The organism is Bacillus sp. JJ1521, from assembly GCF_036965165.1.
In the GTDB taxonomy this organism is placed as follows: Bacteria; Bacillota; Bacilli; order Bacillales; family Bacillaceae_L; genus Ferdinandcohnia.
Genome location: NZ_JBALOX010000102.1, coordinates 8,588 through 29,845, shown reverse-complemented (window position 1 = coordinate 29,845; position 21,258 = coordinate 8,588). Strand labels below are relative to the sequence as shown.

Below are 21,258 nucleotides of genomic sequence, written 5' to 3'. Positions count from 1 at the left end.
AAAACTCTCTTATAGATTACTCTATGCAGAGAAGGTAGAATGGGTGAATGCCTATTATCTTACTCCTGTTGCACCGACTATAGGGGCTACTGCTGCTGCACCAGGTGCACCTCCTAAAGGAACGGCTGGTGCTTCTGACAAATTTGTTGCTTTTGTTGTGATTTCCGGAGCTGGTTTGGTAAAACCACCTGTATTATACAGATGAGCAGAAGGTCGAATCACTCCCGCACTTCCAATTTGTAGGACAGATGAGTTTGCAACACTCCCGACTCTTAATGTTTGTATACAAATACTTTGATTTATATAAAAATTCATTTGCGTATACCCCCTTAGGCATTTCCAACAACAACACTATCAATTGTATCCACATCATATGTGTTGGTTACACTCTGATTATTATAGACACGGTTCCCGTTCCCGGTATTAAATGAGCCAGCCCCAGCAAATGTTTTGGCAGTAGAAACAGGTGCAATTTGAAAGACATCCCCTACATTCATGACACTGCTATTCCCAATGCTATTTATTTTTATAGCTCCAACGATTGCTGGCATATCGAACACCCTTTTACAAAACAAAATTAAAAATATACGAAATAGTGAGTTGGTACATGTAGATGCGTTTACAGTATTCTATGATAAACACCCAGAAGGTGTGATTTAGATGAAGTGGGAATTAAGGTTTAAGTGAATTTTTGTAATATTTTTCTAGAGAATTCAAAAGGATTCTCTTATAATCATTATAGGAATTTGTTAAGGAGTTGTATGAATGAGTATTAAACAATTAAGCCCTGTTATGGGGGCCGAGCGGATTCACTCCATCGATGTTATAAGGGGGCTAGCGATATTCGGTATTTTTTTCGTGAATATGCCTTCGTTTTTTTCACCAGTTTTGTATTTAAACCCTAATGACTGGTGGAGCGGGAACCTCAATCAATGGACACATAGTATTGTTGACATTTTTGCACAAGCAAGCTTTTATACTCTGTTTTCATTTCTTTTCGGGTTTGGCATGATCCTATTTAAGGAAAGAGCCGTAGCTAAGGGGTATTCATTTTATCCGCTTATAACTAGAAGATTGTTCGTCCTTTTGCTAATCGGATGTTTACATGCTTTTTTTGTGTGGCATGGAGATATTTTAATTACATATGCAATAGTTGGTGCATTATTATTGTTATTTCTTAAGGCAAAACCAACTACATTGTTAATTTGGTCATTAGTGCTAATCTTTGTCCCTAACTTATTTCTTGGTGGGATGATGTTTCTAGCTGTCATGTTTGATCCAGGGTTAAGTGCAGTCATGTTCAATGAAGAGCTTGCCGGGAAATCTGCAGAAATTTATGCTACCGGAGGATTCTGGGAAATTACTATGCAGAGATTCCAAGATTGGTACTATGTAAATAATGCTGCCAACAGCTTTGCATTATTCATTACATTGCTCCCGATGTTTCTTTTAGGAGCCTTTATCGCAAAGAAAAAATGGTTTGAGGGCCGTGATGAGGATATTAAGAAAGTAAAGATTCTATGGCTGATTTCGCTAGTGATTGGTGTTCCAATGAAGTTGCTCCCTTATTATACATCTAAAAATGCTGCGACCGATTATTTACAGGACACAATAGGTGGTCCCAGCACAGCCGTTTTATATGCTACATCAATTGTCCTATTAATGAGACTGCCCGTTTCGAAAAAACTTTTCTCACCGCTGGCGTTTGTTGGACGCCTTTCATTAAGTAATTATTTATTCCAATCGATTGTTTGTACGCTGTTGTTTTATGGTTATGGTTTTGGACTGTATGGAAAAGTAGAGCTATATACAGGATTCCTTCTTACGATTGTTATTTTCATTGTCCAAATCGGATTAAGCTATCTCTGGTTGAAAAAATTCAGATTTGGTCCATTCGAGTGGATTTGGAGAACATTAACCTATGCCCAAAAGGTAGATATACGAAAAAAGGCTATTCGCTAATACGAATAGTCTTTTTATCATTTTAGTTCACCATTTTTAATTTTTTCTGTTTGGTTTTTTGATAAATATTCAATAATTGATCTAATTCTTGACTACACTTTACTGTCTCCCAAGCAGTAAAGCCGTACTGATCCGCTAATGTTGTCATTTTACGGCGCTTTAATTCAATTGCAATTTTCAACATGAACATTTTCACTTCTCCATTTTTTAAAAGTCAAATATTCTCCATGAATCATTAGACTAAAGTAGTATATACAAGACTTGTACTATTATTATACCTGCCTTTACAAAGAATAAAACAAGTTCGCTAAAACCTCTAAAAATGTTACAAAAAAATACAAAGTTCTACAAAATGTCGAGGGAGGAATTATAACAATTAAAGTAGAATTAATTAATTTAAGAACGACATACGAGGTGATGATAATGAGGTTTGTAACCGCAGAAAAGAATGGAAAACAATTTATTGGGATGGTAAATGAAAGACTTGATCAAGTACTAGATGTAAAGGCGTTAGATATGCAAATGAACGGGGCATCCATCATTCCCGAAACAATGATTGAAGCTATTGCACAAGGGGAGGAATTTCTAGAGAAGGTGCATCAGATTAAAGAGTGGGCTCTAAACCATACAGATGCAGATGGTATATATTCGATTGAGGAGATTACATTAAAGGCACCAATACCAAAACCAAGTAAAAATGTTTTTTGTGTTGGTAAAAATTATGTAGACCATGTGGCTGAAATGGGTAGTGCAAAGGATGTACCCGAGCATGTCATGATTTTCACTAAGGCACCTTCGACAGTTGTGGGTCCACATGAATTCGTACTGAGCCATAAAAATATTACAGAGCAGTTGGATTACGAAGGGGAATTAGCAGTTGTAATTGGTAAAGAAGGTCGTGGAATTAAAGAAAGCGAAGTTTTTGATTATGTGTTTGGATATACGATCATTAACGATATTACAGCGCGTGATATACAATCCAGACATAAGCAATTTTTCCTTGGAAAAAGCTTAGATACAACTTGTCCAATGGGACCAATGCTTGTGCATAAATCGCTGATTCCAAATCCAAGTCAATTATCCGTTACTACGGAAGTAAATGGAGAAGTGAGACAAAAAGGGAACACAAGCCAATTAATTTTCCCAATAGAAAAGATTATTTCGGTGATTTCACAAGGAATGACATTGGAGCCTGGTGATATTATCGCAACAGGCACTCCAGCGGGAGTTGGAAAAGGCTTTAATCCACCACGCTTCTTAAAGGTAGGCGACGTTATAGAAATTACAATTGATGGCCTTGGAACATTAAGAAATAAAATTGAGGACTAAGTCAATACGTCACAAAAACGACATATTTACTATATGAACAGTGAAAATGGATATAGTGAACGTTTTTATTTTCATATTAAACATGCTATGATAAACCATGAATGAAAAAGAAAAAGGAGGAAGTAGTACATGACAGTCAATACTCATGCACATATTACTTCTTGGGTAGTTGCTATTATTCTATTTGTTATAGCAGCAACAATCCTGAATAAGGCCGGTAAAGAAAGATCTCAAAAAATTGTTAAAATGGTTTTACGTTTATTTTATTTATTCATTATAGCTACAGGTTTACTACTTTTATTTGGTGGAGTAGTAATTGACGGTGAATACATAGGTAAAGCAATTCTAGGCGTACTAACAATCGGATTCATGGAAATGATTTTAGCGCGCTCTAGTAAACAAAAACCAACTGGATTATTCTGGGGATTATTTATTATTGTGTTAATCTTAACGATTGGATTGGGAATGAAACTTCCGCTAGGCATTTGGAGATTTTAAAAAATTTGTGAAAAAGCTATCCTTGGGTAGCTTTTTCTTATTTTTATCAAGAGCTCACAAGATCAGTATATTGTTGAATCTTTTAAAGACACGCTCATGTTTAGGTTGCCATCGTATATTGTGATAAAGACCTTTTTAGGAGAGATGTGTTTTGTATTACTATAATAATTCGTACTTAAACCACTTCAAAAACGGTTATAATTATTATTCACAAAATCTATATCCAACTACAGGAAGTTCAAACTGGGATAAAAATAATCGTTTTGAATATAGGGTTAAATCTTTTACCAAAGAGGAAGCAGCAGCCATCGCTGTACTATTAGGCATTGATTTTAATAAAAGTAAGTTTAATTTAGATGAATTTTGGATGGGAGTAAATACAGAACTTGAACATGGAAAAGTATCTAGCCAAACAAATGTTACAGGTGATAATCCTTTAATTACAGGGAAAATTGCGCTGGCTCATCTTAATGAATTCCCAGATTACTACAAGAGATTAAAGGTACTTGAGGAAGAAGCAAAGGCCTATTGGAACAAATGATTATATTAAGCTTGAATTTATTGTGGTGCTCCGTAATTGAGGAGCTTTTTTAAAAGGTATGAGTTACTATTGAACGGATTTAATGGAGCATCTTTAAAATAGGGATAACAGCCTGCATACATTTTGCATAGGATAAAGAACATGAAAGGGGAGGAAATCAATATGCCAACTCATATCAATATTTATAGCATGAAAGTAAATAGCATTTCGAATAACGGTTCAGTAAATATTGGTGAATCCTTTCATAACGCACACACAGCAAATTCTAAGTCGCAAGGAGAAAATTCATCGTATGGGGATCTTTCACCAACTTCTGCAGGAATGGAGAATGTGTTTATTGATCCAGATTTAAATGATCAAGGAGATATTGGAAATCCAGCAGTTGTAAATGCTGCTCAGGATTCTTTAGCTTAATTTTATTTATGAGAAGTCCCCTTATACTTTAAGGCGAATTTAAGGATAAAGTCTAAGAGAAAGGAATAAATAGAATGCCCTATATGATAAATATCTTTAATATAAAAACGAATAATATGAGTCAAAATGCGAATTTTGATATTGGCGGAACGGTTCACAATAGCCACACAGCCAATTCAAAAAATGTAGGCTTAAGCTTTTCATTGGGAGATTTGTCTCCGAATTCATCTGTGATTGCTGAAGGTTATTTGGATACAGATGTTTCGGATCAAGATCAAATTTTAAATCCATCTTTACCGGTTTCAAACCAATTTTAGCTTTTAGAAAGGAGGTTATCAGATGTTCCCTTTTCAATCGCTCTTTCCATTTAAGGATATCATGCAGCAGTGGATGAAACAATCTGGAGAATCTTCAAGCATTGAAAAATTTGTTCAAGAGTCCATCTCGAAATCAATGTCAACTTCCTTGGATTTTTTTCAAAATAATGCTTCTGTGTTAAATCGGGCCATTCATGAGAATCAGGTTAGTCAAGGGGGAGAGAATTCTTTTGGCGAACAAGCGAAACCAGATGAATTAACTCCTACGATTTTTGATTCTCATGATCACGTGTATGTGAAGTTTCGAATGAAGGATCCTTCAAATTTATCGAATGTAAAAATTTTCCATACATCTAACCAAATTATTATTGAGGGGTATCCGAATAAGGATAGTTATCATATGTTCGCCTTGCCAGAGCTTGTTAAGAAAAAAGGATCTTCTACAAGTTACAAAGATGAATTTCTTCAAATCAAACTGCCCAAGGCAACTGATATGCAGTATACAGAAATAGACGTCCAGCCAATGGAATGAATGGGCGTCTTTTTTTAGATGAACACAAGACATGTCGATGCTGGTACAAAATCAAAGGAATGAAACGTCAATCGTAAAATATGATTATAGTAGAAGTCGGTAGCTGTTTTTGCTTGTCATGTGGAAAACGGGAGGGAAGCATCGTGGATTTTGAAAAGCTTAAGCAGTGGATGGAAGTTGCCCAGAAATATCAAGCGGGTGATTTCTGGAATCACGTGTTTGATAAAGAATCCGCAAAGAAACTTATGCAGGACATGAAGTCGGAAGAAAATGTAGAAAAAGCAAGACGAACCACTGAATCGGTTGAATTTCCTCCAGTAGATATCTTCGTGCTAGACACTCAAATTGTTATTTTAATCGAAATCCCCGGTATAGACAAACGTGATATCCAACTAAAAGTCAGTGGAGCAAATTTAACGATTAAAGGGATTTCTCGATTGCCATTCAAACCAGATACCACTTTAAAAAATGAGCGGGTGTATGGAGAATTTGAGCGCACAATTGAGCTTCCGGAACCGACGGACGGAAATCCTATAAGAGCCAGATATAACTATGGCCTCCTTGTTATAACCTATCATCGAAAAATCGAGCCAGAGGAGCTTGTTATTATAGAATAGCTCTCTAATCAAACAAATTTCGGAATGAATATGACTATACCAATAGATTGAAAAACGGTAGAGTGTGGTGATTAATAAGATGCCCTTAAAAAGAAAGTTTCATAAGAATGATGATCAGGAGGCTTTGGAAAAGAGGATCGCAAAGCTTGAAATCGAGTTTAAGAGAGTTAATACTCTTGAAGTGACAATGAAGCGATTCTTGAGAATGGAAAATCACTTTCTGTCCATTTCCACCATGAATGCATTAGAGAAATCAGCAATTAAGGGGAAGAAGATAACACAGGAACCGGAACCTAGCAAAACGGAGGAATTAGAAGCTAGAATCATAGCCACTGTTGAAAAAAGATTGAGAACACAGTGGTTTGACTCATTGGACAAACTCAAGGAACAGATTCAACTACTATGCAGTGAAATGAGTAGCATAAAAAAGCAGATTCTTCAGTGTGAGTCTGATAACAAACAAATTCTTGAGGAATTTAACGAACTAAAGAAACAGTTGAAATCTGAAAAAGAAGGAAGCGAGCAGCCCATTATTTATCAAGATATTAAGGTTGAACGAATGCTAATTGACAAATACGAACTAAATAATAATATTGCTCAACTTGGAGTAAGGGATTTAAGCGGAAGCTTAAACGTTGGGGCTACATATGGAACGGGAATTATTCCGTCAGACTTAGCAGAGGATTTCTTATCGACAATGAATGAATTCAAAAAAGAACAAAACAACGAAATAAAAAAAGAGAAACAGACGGATACAATTGAAAAACAAAACGAGAGGACTCAAACGGACACTGATGAGGAAGGAACTGATATTCCTATAGAATAGGGGGCAGAGGAGTTCTCCAACAATGGCCAATACATCAGTACTGTAAGTAATATGTTTTATACTCAAGTGCTTAGCCTGAGTTGACTGGAATACTTCCACTTGGTCTATGGCGATTCTAAAAAATTTGTGAACAAGCTACCATTGGGTGGCTTTTTCTTTTTTTTTCTGTATTTTTCGACATGAAATTATGCTATCTTTAAGAATAGATACATACTTCATGAGAGAAAAAAAGAGTGGTGAATCTCGTATTGAGAACCTATAGTTTTGTATATAAACAGTTGAAAGATATCATCGAATTAATAGAGCAACACCAACATACTACCGAAAAATATAAAAATATTGAAGCTTTCTATGAAAAAAAAGCAGAGGAAAAAATTGCACGCTTAGCTTATTATGATGCAGAAACCGGGTTGCCGAATCGTCTACATTTTACAAATCGAGTAGAGGAATATGTTCAGAGGTTATCAAAGAAAAGGAAACATCATAAATTAGCTGTGTTATTTATCGATCTTGACCGATTTAAAATGATTAATGATACGGTTGGGCATTATGCGGGGGATATTATTCTTAAACAACTTGCAAAACGAATGCAAGGATTGCTCCCCAAAAAAAGTTTTCTTGCAAGATTTAGTGGCGATAAATTTACGATTCTGATAACCGAAGATGTTGAAGTTGAGAAGATTGTTGACATTGGACAAACACTATTGCATGAGATCGCTAAGCCTATTATGTATGAAGCACGTGAATTCTTTTTAACCGGAAGTATTGGAGGTAGTTTCTATCCAAACGATGGGATTACCACTGAGTTATTATTTAAACATGCCGATACGGCCATGAACCTTGCAAAACAACAAGGCGGCAACAAAATGAAATTCTACTCTACGGAAATGAATCAGCAAGTTTTGTATAAGTTAGAGCTGGAAGGCTATTTGCGAAGAGCACTTGAAAAGAAAGAATTTCATTTATGCTATCAACCGCTTATTGATTTAGCCTCCGGTGAGGTCTATGGCAGCGAAGCTTTAATAAGATGGGAGCATCCAAAGCTTGGACTCGTGTCACCTGGAGAATTCATACCCCTTGCAGAGGAAACTGGACTCATTCACGAGATTGGTAAATGGGTGTTGACAAAGGCTTGTCAGGAGAATAAAAAATGGCATGATATGGGCTATGACTATCTAACCATTTCAGTTAATGTTTCAGCAAACCAATTCCAACAAATGCGCTTTATTGATGTGGTGAAGGAGGCTTTGGTAGAAACAGGACATCCTCCGCAATACTTAACACTTGAGCTTACTGAAGGCGTGATGCTGAGAAACATTAACCACAGTGTTATTGTCATGAAGGAGCTTCAAAAGCTCGGGGTTAAGGTATCGATTGATGATTTTGGGACAGGGTATTCATCGTTAAGTTATCTAAAAGATTTGCCAATCAATACATTAAAAATCGATCGAACTTTTATTAATAATCTTAAGGTTAATACCACTGATATCGCGATTGTGAAGGCGATCATTACGATGGGGCAAGGACTTTCCGTGAAGGTGGTTGCTGAAGGTGTCGAAACTGATGAGCAAATTGCATTACTAAGGGAACTCCAATGCCATTACGCTCAAGGCTTCTATATTGATCGTCCGATGAAAAGCGAAGAATTTGAAAAAGGATTGGTAAAGCTTAAAGCATTGTAAGAAAAGGAGGATGTTCATGTGCGAACATCCTCCTTTTTCTTATGATGTCTAGCTCCAGGCGCAATCGGCTCGGGGGCATAAGCCAATCGCTTCGGAAGGTAAAATGCACCTTCTGTCAGCGCTTGTCTTATGCTTGACTTGCACAGGAAGTGCTGACATCGACGTTCGCCACAGGACGTGGCGGTAGTTAGTCGATGTTCCTCAATTCGGGCGCCTTGGCACTTTTCTTATTTGCAAATTGTTGAAAGAATCGCTCTTTTTCCATTAGCTAATGTAAATTCAAATCGATCCTTCTTTAGTTTTCCACGCGAAAAGTGATGGTGAACAGATAAAAGCATTTCTGTATTATCAAACATGATAAAATTGACACCTTCACTTTCTAAATTCTCTTCTTGGTACATTAATTGATTATGACAATGTAAACAATCATATAATGAAAACGAAAGCTTATTTAAGGTAGACGTGAAACGAAGAAATTGATCCTCTGTAAAACCTTCTAGCCATTCCTTATAGGCCAAGGTTAATTTTTTTCGAAAACGGAGGCAATCTCCATTATCGAGCTTATAAAAATAACCGCTCATTTGGATGAGGCCATCCTCCACAAAAATACCTTTTTCCCATTTATTTAAAGTGAAAACTTCTACTTCCTTACCAATCATTTCTTCAAGCATTGATGCTTCGTCTGTTTCAGCATCAAAGAAGATCCATTGATCATTTATGCATTCTGTCGTACCTGTGATAAACGAGCGTTTTTGTTCAGTTATGCTGCCAAGACGTTGTTGTAGATCCAAAATAAATCCTCCATCCATAGCTGAGTAATTTTTGAAAGTAGTGTTATCCTCTTTTTAGACAAAAGATGGGAAATTTATAACTAGGATTTTTGTGAGGCTTTACCCTGGTTTTAGAAAAAACATTAAAAACAGCCTGAACAATTCAGGCTGTTACGTTTGCAGGTTTATCTGGTGTAATAAATGATTTTTTCTCCCATGCCCGTGAACGCCATCGCCAAAGCATGACGATGCCACGCACCCATTCATCCACTATAAAAGAAATCCATACTCCAATTAATCCAAGTTCAAAGTGAATGCCAAGCACATAGGAAATCGGTACACAAATTCCCCACATTGATAGAATTCCCATGTAAACTGGCAATTTAACATCCCCAGTCGCCCTTAAAGCATTAATAAGAACAAGATTAAAAGCTCGCCCTGGTTCAAGAATGATAGTTAACAAGATAAGGACGCCACCAGTTTTAATAATATCTTGATTATTTGTAAAAATGGATAGAAGTGGTTCTTTGAATAATGAGAAGACAACCGCCATGGCTGCTGAAATCATAATTGCCAACTTAAGGCTTTTTAATGCCCTTTTATAAGCATCATTAATTTGCCGAGCACCAATCATTTGTCCAACCAAAATCTGTGTTCCTTGACTGATTGCGATACTAAAGAGGAAAATGAACATCATTAAATTTTGGGTATAAACCTTCGTAGTAAGAGCCTGTGTTCCCATGATTGTTATAAAATAAGTAATAATCATCTGAGAGGAGTTATAGGAAAGCTGTTCCCCTGCAGACGGTATTCCAATTTTAAGCAGATTTTGAAGATGCACTTTTGGTAAACGGAAAATCTTTTTAAATGGGAGACCATATCTCACTCTTTTTATTAAAAGATAGGTGATGACAAGTAAGCCTACTAATCTACTAAAGGAGGTTGATATGGCAACACCTTCAACACCGAGAACTGGTAAGCCAAATGGACCGAAGATAAAAATATAATTCCCGATGACATTTAGGATATTCATCCCAATTGTGACGTACATCGTGTCCCGAGTGAAACCATAGCTTCGGATGACGGCCCCAATTGTCATGATTAGTGCTTGGAGGAATGAGAATATACCCACAATTCTAAGGTAGCTGTCTGCTTCGTCTAATAATTCAACTGGCAAATCCATTAACAGCAGGAGCTTTTTACTCCAAACAAATATAACAAGACTTAAAATAAGACCAAACGCAAGGTTTGCAAAAATAGAAACGACTGCAACCTCAGCTGCACTTTTTTCATTATTAGCACCGAAATGCTGGGCTACCAAAACGGCTGTACCAGTTGCAATGAACCCAAACATGACGATAATTAATGATAAGATTTGGTTAGAGACCCCGACTGCTGCAACTGAATTATCGGAATACATACTCAGCATTAAGGTATCTGCATTTCCCATTAACATATGTAACAGCAATTCAATGAATATTGGCCATGTCAATGCAAACAATGTTAACTTTTTTGTATTTATAGAAGTATCCAAGCAGTCAACTCCCTTTATTACCTTAATCAAAACTATATTAGTTTATCACAGAATGTGACAGGAAAGAATAGGCATTATTAAAGAAAAATCCATTATTTTTTCATTTTGTTTGGCCGATAAATATGTACAAAGTATGAACAAACACTTGTTATATTTGACTTTTGAGAAGGGGTAAGGTTACTTTAAATTGTGAGTACTAAGAAAATAGGGGTTACGTGATGAAGAAAAAGATTTATATAGTAGCTTTTTTGATTCCAATGCTACTTTTGTTAGCCGTTCCGGCTTTTGCTGCTGACAACCTAACAATAGAGGAAGAAAGTATTTATTACATAGTGGTTGACCGTTTTAATAATGCTAAAAGTGCTAATGATGTAGGGGTGGACCTTTCAAACCCAACATCCTATCACGGGGGAGATTTCCAAGGAATTACAAGTCGACTTGATTACCTAAAGGATATGGGGTTTACATCCATTTTATTATCTCCAATATTTGAAAGTGAATCGGATACATTTTATCCGTATGTGGTAAAAGATATTAGCGTAATTAATGAACATTATGGAAATGCAGATGATTTAAAACAGCTTGTAAAAGAGGCACATGAGAAGGGCATAAAAATAATTCTGGATCTTGGCATTAGCCTAAATGATAGTACTTTAGATGATGAATTGGTTGAAGACGCAAAATCGTGGGTTCAAGAGGCAGATATTGATGGCTATAAACTTGATCTTGTTGAAGGAGTTTCAGCAAATTTTATTGCTACTTTATCAACCGAATTGAAATCGGAAAAAGCAGATTTTCGATTGATTGGGCAATCTGTAGGTGTAGATAATTTGCATGAGCTTGAAGCGGCCGGACTTGATTCCGTTTATAACACGATACCATATGAAGGAATCACAAGCTTTAGTGTTCCAGACCAAACCTTTAATGATGTAGAAAAAACATGGGAACAAGCTCAAAGATTTGAAAATCCGAATTCCTTAATCCATTTTTTTGATAACACGAATACGGTTCGCTTCACCTATTTGGCTACAGAAGCAAACGAGCATCCTGCACCACGTCTTAAGGCAGCATTGACGTATTTGTATACAACACCTGGAATCCCTGTCGTATTCTATGGAACAGAAATTGCGTTAAATGGAAGTGAGTCACCTGATAACCTCGGTTTAATGGATTTTCGAACCGATAAAGAGCTAGTTGATTACATAACATTGCTTGCTAAGATAAGATCGGGTGTTCCTGCTTTAACAAAAGGAACAATTGAATTAGTTAAAAATGATGCAGGCTTACTTGTTTTTAAAAGAGAGTATGAAGGGCAAACAGCATTTGTTGCAATTAATAATACAACGAAAACACAGAGTTTTTCCTTAACGTCTGAACAGGTTGGGGAAAATAAGGAATTAACCGGACTAATTACTGAGGACCTTGTTCGTGCAACCGATGATGAATTTCATTTTGTTGTAAAGCGTGATATTTCGGAAGTGTTTGTGGTTCGTGATACGACAAATATTAATTATACATTATTTTTTGTTGTATTTATTATACCAGTGCTAATGATTGGATTTATTTATTACAATAAAAAAAGGCATGGTAATAAAAGGCTTGATTAAGTAGTAAAGCATCATCCAGTGTAGAGGATGATGCTATTTTTATTGTCTAGCCCAAGGCGCCATCGGCTCTCTGGTCTAAGTCAATTGCTTCGAAAGGTAAAATGCACCTTCTGTCAGCGCTTGAATTGGGGCACCTTGAGCATTTCTATTTTACCCATTTACTATTTCTCCACCGTTAACATGAAGAATCTGGCCGGACATATAGGAAGCGTCATCACTTGCAAGAAAAATATAGCTTGGTGCGACCTCCTCGGGCTGTCCAGGACGTTTCATTGGTGTTGTCGAGCCAAATTTCGCAACTTGGTCACTTGTAAAGGTTGATGGAATAAGTGGTGTCCAAATCGGTCCTGGAGCCACTCCGTTAACACGAATTCCTTTTCCAACCAATTGCATGGAAAGTGACCTTGTAAATGAAACAACGGCTCCTTTTGTTGCTGAATAATCAACAAGCTGCTCATTTCCTTTATATGCTGTAACGGAAGCCGTATTGATGATGGAACTTCCCTGTTTTAAGTGGGGAAGAGCAGCCTTTGTTAAATAAAAATAAGAAAAAATATTGGTTCGGAATGTTTTTTCAAGCTGTTCAGCTGTGATATTTAGGATATTTTTTTGCGGATGCTGCTCAGCTGCGTTATTGACTAATATATCTAGTTGGCCAAACTCATCAATTGTTTTCTTTACAATCTCTTTACAGAATTCTTCATTTCCAATATCTCCGGCTAGAAGTAAGCATTTTTGGCCTTCTTCTTCAACCTGACGCTTCGTTTCCTTAGCATCCTCATGCTCTTCCAAATAGACGATCACAACATTTGCGCCTTCTTTTGCATAATGAATTGCGACTGCTTTTCCAATTCCACTGTCCCCACCTGTAATAATAGCAACCTTATTCTTTAATTTATGGCTGCCTTGATGGGCCATATCCTCTGAGACTGGCCTTGGCACCATTTCAGTCTCAGTTCCAGGCTGGTGATTTTGATGCTGTGGTGGCAAAATGTTTTTCCCTTGATTATTTGACATTATTAACACCTCTTTATGTAATGTATCCTAATTACTTTTTAATAAAAGCGGTCGGAATATACATCCCGACAAATTATAAAGTATTTATAAAAATCAAATGGCTAAACAAAACAAATTAAAAGGAAATCCAATAAATATAAAGAAATAGATAATATATATAAATTCCGTATAGGAGGTTCCAATGGAAATAAAAATCAGACCCGCAAGAAAAGAGGATGCGTTACAGTTAATTGAACATACCCAAATAGTACTTATCGAGTCTACGTTCTTGCTTACGACACTAGAGGAATTTACAACCACTGTTGAGGAAGAGGAAAAATGGATGGAGTGCCATGAAAAGCCGGGTAATTTAATCATAGTAGCAGATATTGATGGTAAAATTATTGGGAATTTAAATTTTCAGACCTCGAAACGTAAGCGCCTCTCTCACTTGGGATATTTTGGTATAAGTATTCAAGAGGCTTACTGTAATCTCGGGATCGGAAGCAAACTAATGGCATATTTTCTCGATTGGGCCCAAAAGGAGCCTGGTCTCGAAAAGGTATGTCTTGAAGTATTCTCTCATAATAAAAGGGCAATCCACCTATATAAAAAATTTGGTTTCCATGAGGAAGGACGAAAAGTGAAGTTCGTTAAATTCAGTGATACACATTATGAAGATGAAATTATCATGTATAAATTTGTAAAATAGTCCGTTCTATATGTTACGATAGTTGAAAAGGCATTAGGAGGAGAAAACATGGAGTTAATCGTATATTTAGCTGGGCAAATTCATGATAATTGGCGTGAGGAAATTATGGAGAAGGCAGAATCTAAAAATCTTCCGTTAACATTTGTCGGTCCGCAAACAAACCATGATAAGTCCGATAATATAGGTGAACAAATCCTAGGTGAACAACCAGGAAACTTTTATAAAGATAACGCAGCATCAGACATCAATAATTTTAGAACGCAGGTATTGATGCAAAAGTCAGATGTTGTTATCGCATTATTCGGAGAAAAATACAAACAATGGAATACGGCAATGGACGCGAGTGCAGCGATTACGATGAATAAGCCTACTATTATCGTTAGACCAACCTCACTGATTCATCCCTTAAAAGAGCTATCGAATAAAGCAAATGTTACCGTTGAAACGGTTGATCAAGCTTTAGATGTGCTAAATTATATTTATGAATAAAAAAATGCAGCGGGGTCATGTCCGCTGCATTTTTCTTATCGATAATTTATAAATTGTACATCAATCGGTAAATCTGCCTCACGAATTGCATTGATAATTTGTTGAAGTTCATCTCTGCTTTTACCAGTTACACGAACTTGATCGTCCTGAACCTGGCTCTTCACCTTAAGGCCACTATTTTTAATAATCGTATTAATTTTCTTCGCGTTCTCTTTGTCAATGCCTTGAATGAGTTTCGCGCGTTGACGAACAGTACCACCAGATGCATTTTCAATTTTTCCATAATCAATATTACGAGTTGCAACCCCACGCTTAATCATTTTGCTGATGAGAACGTCCTTCAATTGCTCGAGTTTGTACTCATCGTCAGATACTAAGATAAGTTCTTCCTTATCAAGGGAAATGTCACTTTTACTCCCTTTGAAATCATAGCGAGTTTGAATCTCTTTTTTTGCAATACTAATTGCATTCGTTACTTCGGGCAAATCCACCTTTGACACGATATCGAATGAGCTTTCCTTTGCCATTTGCCAACCTCCAAAAAAGTATATTTGCCTTGATTATAGACAATGTTAGCAATTTGAACAACTTTTTCCAAACAATACTAGTAAATTGTGGTCATAAACGTCTATACTATGAATGACTAATAAGTAACATAGAAAGAGGGCTTTAAGAAATGAATGCATTAGAACCAGGTACGGTTATCACATTACGTGTAGATAGAGATGCGCCGTTTGGCTATTTTTTAACAAACGGTGAAGAAGATGTTTTACTACATACAAATGAAATTATAGATGGTTTTGACCCAGATGTGGATGTAACTGTTTTTCTTTTTCAAGACCATCAAGGGAGACTTGCTGCTTCCATGAAAATACCGACTGTTCAAATCGGTTCCTATGATTGGGTAGAAGTCGTTGAAATTAAACATGAGCTTGGGGCTTTCGTAAATATTGGGATTAATAAAGATATTCTTATCTCAAAGGACGATTTGCATGAAGTTTGGGACCTTTGGCCTGAGCCAGGTGACAAACTGTATGTCACTTTACGAACAGACAAAAACGGTAGACTCTTTGGTAAACTAGCAACTGAAGACGTCATTCGTTCGATATCAAAGCCAGCAACAAGAAAAGATTTTAATAAAAATATTACTGGTACTGTATATCGATTATTAATGGTCGGTTCCTTCATGATTTCAGAGGAGGGGTTCCTCGGCTTTATTCATGAAAGTCAACGGACAAGAGAGCCACGAGTTGGGGAAAAGGTACAAGGTCGTATTATTGACGTGAAGGAAGACGGGACTGTAAATATATCCTTGCTTGGCAGAAGTCATGAAATCATGGGCGATGATGCTGAAAAAATTTATCAATATATGGAAAGTCGTGGAGGCGCAATGCCATATTGGGATAAAAGCTCTCCGGACGATATTTCAACTAGATTTGAGATGAGTAAAGCAGCCTTTAAACGGGGACTGGGTAAGCTAATGAAAGAAGGAAAAGTATACCAAGAGGATGGCTGGACTTATTTCAAAAAAGAGTAGTAACGAAAAACGCATCGGTTCAATCCCGATGCGTTTCAATTTAAAGATGATCTGTTTTCTTTGAATATTGATGTTTGCCAGCCTGACGATTTTTTTCTCTCATCATATTTTTTTCATGGCGTAATGCATTATTATCTTGAGCTTTTTTATCATTATCACTTGTATTTGGCATAATTTACACTCCCTTCAATCCAATCTCGTTCAAAAATAGGATATCCAGTCGTTTTTCAAACTATGTAAACTTAGCTGTTTGGCATTTTGTTTAAAAAGAAAATCGCAATCGTTCCTGGTCCAGCATGTGATCCAATAGAGGCACCAATTGCATTCATATAAAAAGATTTACACCCGAATTTTTCTTCAAATAACTTCGTTAATTCAATTGCTTCACTTTCCACATCACCGTGGCTAATACCAATTGTCTGATTTGATAAATCCACTCCGCGTTCTTCCATAAGCTCAACAATTCGTTTAAACACTTTCTTTTTTCCCCGAATTTTTTCGAGAGGGATTAGTTTTCCATCTTCTACATTTAATAGAGGCTTAATGTTTAAAAGTCCTCCAACAAAGGCAGAAGCTTTACTAATTCGTCCCCCGCGAGCTAAATACTCAAGATCATCAACGGTGAAAAGATGCTCCATATGAGTGCTATAAAAGTTTGAAAGGTTTACTACTTCTTCTTTTGAAGCTCCATTGGCGGCTAATTCAGCTGCTGCTTTCGCAACAAGGCCTTGTCCGAGTGATGCACATTTCGTGTCAATAATCGTTAAATCAAGTTCTGGATATTCTTCTTTTACTTCCTCGCTCATCATTACTGCTGTTTGGTAAGTTCCTGATAATTGTGATGAAAAGGCAATGTAAACTGCAGATTGCTTTTCTTTTGCAATTTCAGTAAAAACCTCTTTAAAACGGTGTGGTGGAACTTGGGATGTTTTTGGAGCACTCCCATTTCGCATTGCTTCAAATACTTTTTCAGGCTCAATCGTAGCAATATCTTCATAATCTTGCCCATCTAGATGAACTCCTAAGGAGAATAAAGTTACATTGTTTTCCTCAAAAAATTGAAGTGGTAGGTCGCTACCGCTATCAGTAAGAATTCTAACAGTCAAAAGTCTCACCTTCTTTTTTTATGGTTAGGTTTTTTAAATCAATTGCGTTCTGGCGTATTTGCGTCCGATTTTTTTAGGCCCAAACGATGTGGGTCACAAAGACGTTGCCACAGGACGTGGCGTACTTAGTCTTTNNATCCGCCGGAGGCTTTAGTTTTATTCAGCCAGGCTTTGCTGAATAAAACTAAAACATGCCTACTGTAAGTTTATCGAGGATTGGATAAAATTACAACAAATGTGGGAAAATTTTGTATGACGGCAAATTTGCCATTGCAATTGTAGAATGTTGTTCCAGGAGGACTATTTTAATGGTTAATAGAGAAGTGAAAAAAGTAATTATTGTGATAATTGGTGCATTGCTGAATGCGGCAGCTTTAAACCTATTTTTAATTCCAGCAGATGTATATTCTTCAGGATTTACAGGAGTATCACAGCTATTGTTTAGAATTCTAGGTGATTACACGCCATTACACATTTCAACAGGTGTAATTTTACTCCTATTAAACATTCCTGTTGCGATTTTAGGATGGAAAAAGGTAGGAAAGGCATTTACCCTGTATAGCTTTATTTCTGTTGCTCTGACCACTTTATTTTTATCTATCATACCACTTGAACGAATTTCAGATGATATATTACTTAATGCTGTATTTGGTGCTGTCATTCAAGCAATTGGTATCGGTTTAACCTTAAAATGGGGTGCCTCAACCGGAGGATTGGATATAATAGCTCTCGTATTATCAAGGTCAAAAGATAAGCCAATTGGAACCTATATTTTTACGCTTAATGGGCTAATCATTCTTACTGCAGGATTTTTATTTGGCTGGGAAAAAGCCTTATATACTCTCGTCGCTTTATATGTTTTGACAAGGGTTATTGATACTGTCCATACGAGTCATGTAAAAGTAACTGCAATGATCGTGACGAAGCAAGCGGACGAATTAAAAAAGGCCATACACTCGAAGATGGTAAGAGGAATTACGATGATCCCTGCAAAAGGTGCCTTTTCTAGTGAAACAAAGGATATGCTGATGATTGTTATAACAAGATACGAATTATATGATTTGGAGCGTATTATTAAGGAAGTTGATCCTCATGCTTTTACAAATATTGTTCAAACGGTCGGCGTTTATGGATTATTTCGTAAAGAATAGTAACTTTTTTACGTATCCTTCGACAAATCATATAAAGGGGTGACAAACATGAAAAAATGGCTTCTAGTAGCTTTAGTATTTGTAATGAGTTTATTTATCATATCAGGATGTGGTACCACAACAACAGAAGATGCTCTTCCAGTAAATTCAGGGGGCGGTGAAAAAGTAGAAACAGAAACACCACCAGAACAAGAGAGTGAAGAACCTGGAGGGGATGAGAACGTGGTTGAAAAACTTCAAACAAACCTATCAATTAAAACAGGGGAAAATGAAGCAATATTTACCATTTCATTAAAAAACACAAGCGACGATTCCGTGAAAGTGACAATTCCAGGTGGTCAAAAGTATGAAATTGTTGTGACAGATGTAAATGAAAAGGAAGTTTACCGCTATTCTATTGATAAAATGTTTATCATGTCCATTGAGTATATGGAACTTAAACCAGGTGAAGAAAAGGTTTGGGAAGAACCATGGGACTATACTTCAAACGATGGAACGAGACTTTCACCTGGGGAATATAATGCGACTATATTCTCAACTGCTTTTGAAGTAAATGGACAAGAAATTAAGGAAAATTCATTGCAGGCAGAAAAGAGCTTTACAATCCCTGAGGAAGGGAATAAAGCATTCCGCAATGTTCAAGTACTTGGAGAAAATGGAGAATATACAGTAACTGGGGAAGTGCGAGTGTTTGAAGCATCATTCTTCTATGCAGTAGAGGATGGACATGACTACGTGATTCCTGAAACTCTTCAAACAGCATCTTATGGTGCACCGGAGTGGGCAAAATTTGAGATCAAAATTTCGATTCCAAAGGATAAAATCCCTACTAATGGAGCATTAATCCTTCACCTATATGAAAGAAGTGCAAAGGATGGTTCTATTATAAATTTATATCACGCAAAACTTCAGCAGTTCCAATGATAGGGGAAGGGTCAGACGTTATGTCTGACCCCATTTTTTTTGAATTAGCCAAAGGCTTATTGAAGTTGGTCTAATTCATTTTGTAATTCGCGGAGTTGTTCTTTCTCGGCTGTTGTAGAGTTAGCATAAGCAGAAGAAAGAGCGTTTTTTGCAACCGAAATCGAATCCTGTAAGGATGCATCACTTTGACCCGCGCTTGCTAACTTCGCAGCTTCTACAGTTTCACGAGCCTTCTGGAATAAAGGGTTTCCCATTTTATATTCCTCCAAGTGATGAATTTTCGACATTCTGTTTTTTCTTTGCTTCTGCTTCAGCTAGAGTTGAACGGTAAGGAAAGCGCTGTGCATGTTGTTGAACAGCATCTGCACCCTGATGAACAAATCGTTTTGATTTATTACTACCCATCCGTAAATTCCCCCTTTAACAGCTACATAATCAAATTTATAAGTGCCTTTTTTATAGCACCAGTCATATTGTTTGAAATTTGGAAGAGGAATATATAAGGTAATTATTTCTGAAAAAAGAACCGGCTATCAACCGGTTCGTTAATTTTTTTCTAATTTTAGTACATCCTCTAAATAAAGGGCAATTCCGTCCTCTTCATTTGTCATTGTCACATAGTTTGCAATATTTTTTAATTCATCAATCCCATTTCCCATTGCAATTCCATGCCCAGCAAATTCAATCATTTCTAAATCATTATCTTCATCGCCAAAGGCAATAATACGATCTTTAGGAATTTGATAATAATCGGCAACCTTTTGAATTCCAACTGCTTTATTTAAGCCTGATTTAACAATTTCAATAACATGCCAAGGTGCAGCCCATTTTCGGTGATCCACTACTTCTGCATGCATTTCAGAAAGATACTTTCGAATTGGATCTGCAATTTCTTCGTCAGGATGGATCAGTAGTGAGGTTGGGTCATGCTTTAAGATTTTTCGCAAATCACCTGTTTCAATATTCGGTTTCCCCATACCGAAAATATCTAACATCGTTTCATCTTGATAATGAAAATACACATCATCAATCACTTCCGCTAATATATTTTTTACCCGGAAGGTATCGGCAACTTCAACAATTTCTTTTGCTGTTTTTAAATCAAGTGTGTCGTGATAGACACCCCAACCTTGATCAAGAGGGTGATGGACAAAAGCACCATTGAAATTAACAATTGGTGATGTAAGACCTAATTCTTGATAGTACATGGAGCTAGAACGGAAAGGTCTTCCTGTCGCAATCATAACCATATGGCCGGCCTTTTTTGCATTATCGATAGCCTCTTTTGTTCTTTTTGATATGGTTTTATCGTCTTTAAGTAAAGTACCATCTAGATCAAGTGCAATTAAATGTTGTTTTGTCATAACAATCTCCTCTGCTCTCTTTCTTCTACTTAACCAGATAATAAAAAAATCGTCAATTGAAAAGCGAATTTTTTTAGGTAAACTACCAATTAATGATACACTAGTGATTGGCTAAAGTTTTAACTTTATTCAGCAGAAGTCCTCCACTTCTTTAAGTGGGGGATGAATGCAATTAGAGTAACCAATTCTGAGGGGTTCAAATTCTGGCTGAAATTAAGGAACTCAGACTAATAACGCCACTTCCTGTGGCAACGTTTGAGTGACCCACATCGTGTGGGCCTAAAGCCTCCAGCGGATGCCACAGATTTTCAAAGGTGATTTTTCGGGTTGTCAGATCAAAGACTAAAAAC

Annotated in this window: 28 protein-coding genes; 16 read left to right on the top strand and 12 right to left on the bottom strand. The window is 36.7% G+C overall.

Annotation, left to right across the window (positions count from 1 at the left end; all coding sequences use genetic code 11):
• Positions 1-54: 54 nt before the first annotated feature.
• Together V7147_RS15090 and V7147_RS15085 are read right to left on the bottom strand one after the other, a co-directional pair.
• Entirely contained in the window at positions 55-315 is a 261-nt protein-coding gene (locus V7147_RS15090) for a spore germination protein GerPB (RefSeq protein ID WP_335368663.1), read from the bottom strand.
• Between the two features lie 14 nt (positions 316-329).
• Positions 330-551 carry a spore germination protein gene (locus V7147_RS15085; RefSeq protein WP_335368662.1) on the bottom strand — a complete coding sequence of 74 codons (222 nt, stop codon included), beginning with the start codon at positions 549-551 and terminating at the stop codon, positions 330-332.
• 214 nt (positions 552-765) lie between these two features.
• On the opposite strand from V7147_RS15085, the gene V7147_RS15080 reads away from it, so the two are divergent.
• Complete coding sequence (locus V7147_RS15080; protein ID WP_335368661.1) at positions 766-1,962, top strand: DUF418 domain-containing protein; 1,197 nt, start codon at positions 766-768, stop codon at positions 1,960-1,962.
• 22 nt (positions 1,963-1,984) lie between these two features.
• Here the strand turns inward: V7147_RS15080 and V7147_RS15075 are convergent, their stop codons facing one another.
• Entirely contained in the window at positions 1,985-2,152 is a 168-nt protein-coding gene (locus V7147_RS15075) for an aspartyl-phosphate phosphatase Spo0E family protein (RefSeq protein ID WP_083497159.1), read from the bottom strand.
• A gap of 233 nt (positions 2,153-2,385) precedes the next feature.
• On the opposite strand from V7147_RS15075, the gene V7147_RS15070 reads away from it, so the two are divergent.
• The 9 genes from V7147_RS15070 (at position 2,386) to V7147_RS15030 (ending at position 8,718) form a co-directional block, all read left to right on the top strand.
• Positions 2,386-3,291, top strand: coding sequence for a fumarylacetoacetate hydrolase family protein (locus V7147_RS15070; RefSeq protein WP_335368660.1), 906 nt, complete (start codon positions 2,386-2,388; stop codon positions 3,289-3,291).
• A gap of 129 nt (positions 3,292-3,420) precedes the next feature.
• The gene (locus V7147_RS15065; RefSeq protein ID WP_335368659.1) at positions 3,421-3,789 is read left to right on the top strand and encodes a YisL family protein; all 369 of its coding nucleotides are present in this window, start codon (positions 3,421-3,423) and stop codon (positions 3,787-3,789) included.
• A 151-nt stretch (positions 3,790-3,940) separates the two neighbouring features.
• Complete coding sequence (locus V7147_RS15060; RefSeq protein WP_335368658.1) at positions 3,941-4,330, top strand: DUF5661 family protein; 390 nt, start codon at positions 3,941-3,943, stop codon at positions 4,328-4,330.
• A 162-nt stretch (positions 4,331-4,492) separates the two neighbouring features.
• Positions 4,493-4,744, top strand: a complete 252-nt coding sequence (locus V7147_RS15055; RefSeq protein WP_335368657.1) for a spore germination protein — start codon at positions 4,493-4,495, stop codon at positions 4,742-4,744.
• A 74-nt stretch (positions 4,745-4,818) separates the two neighbouring features.
• Positions 4,819-5,061: a spore germination protein gene (locus V7147_RS15050; protein ID WP_335368656.1), complete on the top strand. Its 243-nt coding sequence runs from the start codon at positions 4,819-4,821 to the stop codon at positions 5,059-5,061.
• Positions 5,062-5,083: 22 nt separating this feature from the next.
• Complete coding sequence (locus V7147_RS15045; protein ID WP_335368655.1) at positions 5,084-5,593, top strand: Hsp20/alpha crystallin family protein; 510 nt, start codon at positions 5,084-5,086, stop codon at positions 5,591-5,593.
• Positions 5,594-5,736: 143 nt separating this feature from the next.
• Positions 5,737-6,210 (top strand): Hsp20/alpha crystallin family protein, encoded by a 474-nt coding sequence (locus V7147_RS15040; RefSeq protein WP_335368654.1) that lies wholly within the window; start codon positions 5,737-5,739, stop codon positions 6,208-6,210.
• 124 nt (positions 6,211-6,334) lie between these two features.
• Positions 6,335-7,036, top strand: a complete 702-nt coding sequence (locus V7147_RS15035) for a hypothetical protein (RefSeq protein ID WP_335368653.1) — start codon at positions 6,335-6,337, stop codon at positions 7,034-7,036.
• Positions 7,037-7,284: 248 nt separating this feature from the next.
• Positions 7,285-8,718, top strand: a complete 1,434-nt coding sequence (locus V7147_RS15030) for a putative bifunctional diguanylate cyclase/phosphodiesterase (protein ID WP_335368652.1) — start codon at positions 7,285-7,287, stop codon at positions 8,716-8,718.
• Positions 8,719-8,945: 227 nt separating this feature from the next.
• Here the strand turns inward: V7147_RS15030 and V7147_RS15025 are convergent, their stop codons facing one another.
• Together V7147_RS15025 and V7147_RS15020 are read right to left on the bottom strand one after the other, a co-directional pair.
• A complete protein-coding gene (locus V7147_RS15025) occupies positions 8,946-9,509 on the bottom strand; it encodes a DUF2777 domain-containing protein (protein WP_335368651.1) in 564 nt (187 codons plus the stop codon).
• Between the two features lie 142 nt (positions 9,510-9,651).
• The gene (locus V7147_RS15020; RefSeq protein WP_335368650.1) at positions 9,652-11,022 is read right to left on the bottom strand and encodes an MATE family efflux transporter; all 1,371 of its coding nucleotides are present in this window, start codon (positions 11,020-11,022) and stop codon (positions 9,652-9,654) included.
• Between the two features lie 218 nt (positions 11,023-11,240).
• On the opposite strand from V7147_RS15020, the gene V7147_RS15015 reads away from it, so the two are divergent.
• Positions 11,241-12,629, top strand: coding sequence for an alpha-amylase family glycosyl hydrolase (locus V7147_RS15015; RefSeq protein WP_335368649.1), 1,389 nt, complete (start codon positions 11,241-11,243; stop codon positions 12,627-12,629).
• A 150-nt stretch (positions 12,630-12,779) separates the two neighbouring features.
• Here V7147_RS15015 and V7147_RS15010 read toward each other — a convergent pair whose 3' ends face one another.
• Complete coding sequence (locus tag V7147_RS15010; RefSeq protein ID WP_335368648.1) at positions 12,780-13,646, bottom strand: SDR family oxidoreductase; 867 nt, start codon at positions 13,644-13,646, stop codon at positions 12,780-12,782.
• A gap of 181 nt (positions 13,647-13,827) precedes the next feature.
• Between V7147_RS15010 and V7147_RS15005 the strand changes: the two genes are divergently transcribed.
• Positions 13,828-14,337 carry a GNAT family N-acetyltransferase gene (locus tag V7147_RS15005; protein ID WP_335368647.1) on the top strand — a complete coding sequence of 170 codons (510 nt, stop codon included), beginning with the start codon at positions 13,828-13,830 and terminating at the stop codon, positions 14,335-14,337.
• 48 nt (positions 14,338-14,385) lie between these two features.
• The gene (locus V7147_RS15000; protein ID WP_335368646.1) at positions 14,386-14,826 is read left to right on the top strand and encodes a YtoQ family protein; all 441 of its coding nucleotides are present in this window, start codon (positions 14,386-14,388) and stop codon (positions 14,824-14,826) included.
• A gap of 35 nt (positions 14,827-14,861) precedes the next feature.
• Here the strand turns inward: V7147_RS15000 and V7147_RS14995 are convergent, their stop codons facing one another.
• Entirely contained in the window at positions 14,862-15,353 is a 492-nt protein-coding gene (locus V7147_RS14995; protein WP_335368645.1) for a YajQ family cyclic di-GMP-binding protein, read from the bottom strand.
• A gap of 149 nt (positions 15,354-15,502) precedes the next feature.
• Here V7147_RS14995 and V7147_RS14990 point away from each other — a divergent pair, with 149 nt between their 5' ends.
• Positions 15,503-16,363, top strand: a complete 861-nt coding sequence (locus V7147_RS14990; protein WP_335368644.1) for a CvfB family protein — start codon at positions 15,503-15,505, stop codon at positions 16,361-16,363.
• Positions 16,364-16,403: 40 nt separating this feature from the next.
• Here the strand turns inward: V7147_RS14990 and V7147_RS14985 are convergent, their stop codons facing one another.
• Both V7147_RS14985 and V7147_RS14980 read right to left on the bottom strand, forming a co-directional pair.
• A complete protein-coding gene (locus tag V7147_RS14985) occupies positions 16,404-16,535 on the bottom strand; it encodes a DUF3941 domain-containing protein (RefSeq protein WP_335368643.1) in 132 nt (43 codons plus the stop codon).
• A gap of 70 nt (positions 16,536-16,605) precedes the next feature.
• Positions 16,606-17,469 carry a DegV family protein gene (locus V7147_RS14980; protein WP_335368642.1) on the bottom strand — a complete coding sequence of 288 codons (864 nt, stop codon included), beginning with the start codon at positions 17,467-17,469 and terminating at the stop codon, positions 16,606-16,608.
• A 308-nt stretch (positions 17,470-17,777) separates the two neighbouring features.
• Between V7147_RS14980 and V7147_RS14975 the strand changes: the two genes are divergently transcribed.
• Together V7147_RS14975 and V7147_RS14970 are read left to right on the top strand one after the other, a co-directional pair.
• A complete protein-coding gene (locus V7147_RS14975; RefSeq protein WP_335368641.1) occupies positions 17,778-18,620 on the top strand; it encodes a YitT family protein in 843 nt (280 codons plus the stop codon).
• A 48-nt stretch (positions 18,621-18,668) separates the two neighbouring features.
• Positions 18,669-19,544, top strand: a complete 876-nt coding sequence (locus V7147_RS14970; RefSeq protein ID WP_335368640.1) for a BsuPI-related putative proteinase inhibitor — start codon at positions 18,669-18,671, stop codon at positions 19,542-19,544.
• Positions 19,545-19,600: 56 nt separating this feature from the next.
• On the opposite strand, the gene V7147_RS14965 is transcribed toward V7147_RS14970, so the two are convergent.
• The 3 genes from V7147_RS14965 to V7147_RS14955 all read right to left on the bottom strand — a co-directional run bounded on the left by V7147_RS14965 (position 19,601) and on the right by V7147_RS14955 (position 20,908).
• The gene (locus tag V7147_RS14965; protein WP_335368639.1) at positions 19,601-19,798 is read right to left on the bottom strand and encodes a DUF3813 domain-containing protein; all 198 of its coding nucleotides are present in this window, start codon (positions 19,796-19,798) and stop codon (positions 19,601-19,603) included.
• Between the two features lies 1 nt (position 19,799).
• Positions 19,800-19,949 (bottom strand): competence protein, encoded by a 150-nt coding sequence (locus tag V7147_RS14960; RefSeq protein WP_116351173.1) that lies wholly within the window; start codon positions 19,947-19,949, stop codon positions 19,800-19,802.
• Positions 19,950-20,089: 140 nt separating this feature from the next.
• Positions 20,090-20,908, bottom strand: a complete 819-nt coding sequence (locus V7147_RS14955) for a Cof-type HAD-IIB family hydrolase (protein WP_335368638.1) — start codon at positions 20,906-20,908, stop codon at positions 20,090-20,092.
• Positions 20,909-21,258: the final 350 nt, after the last annotated feature.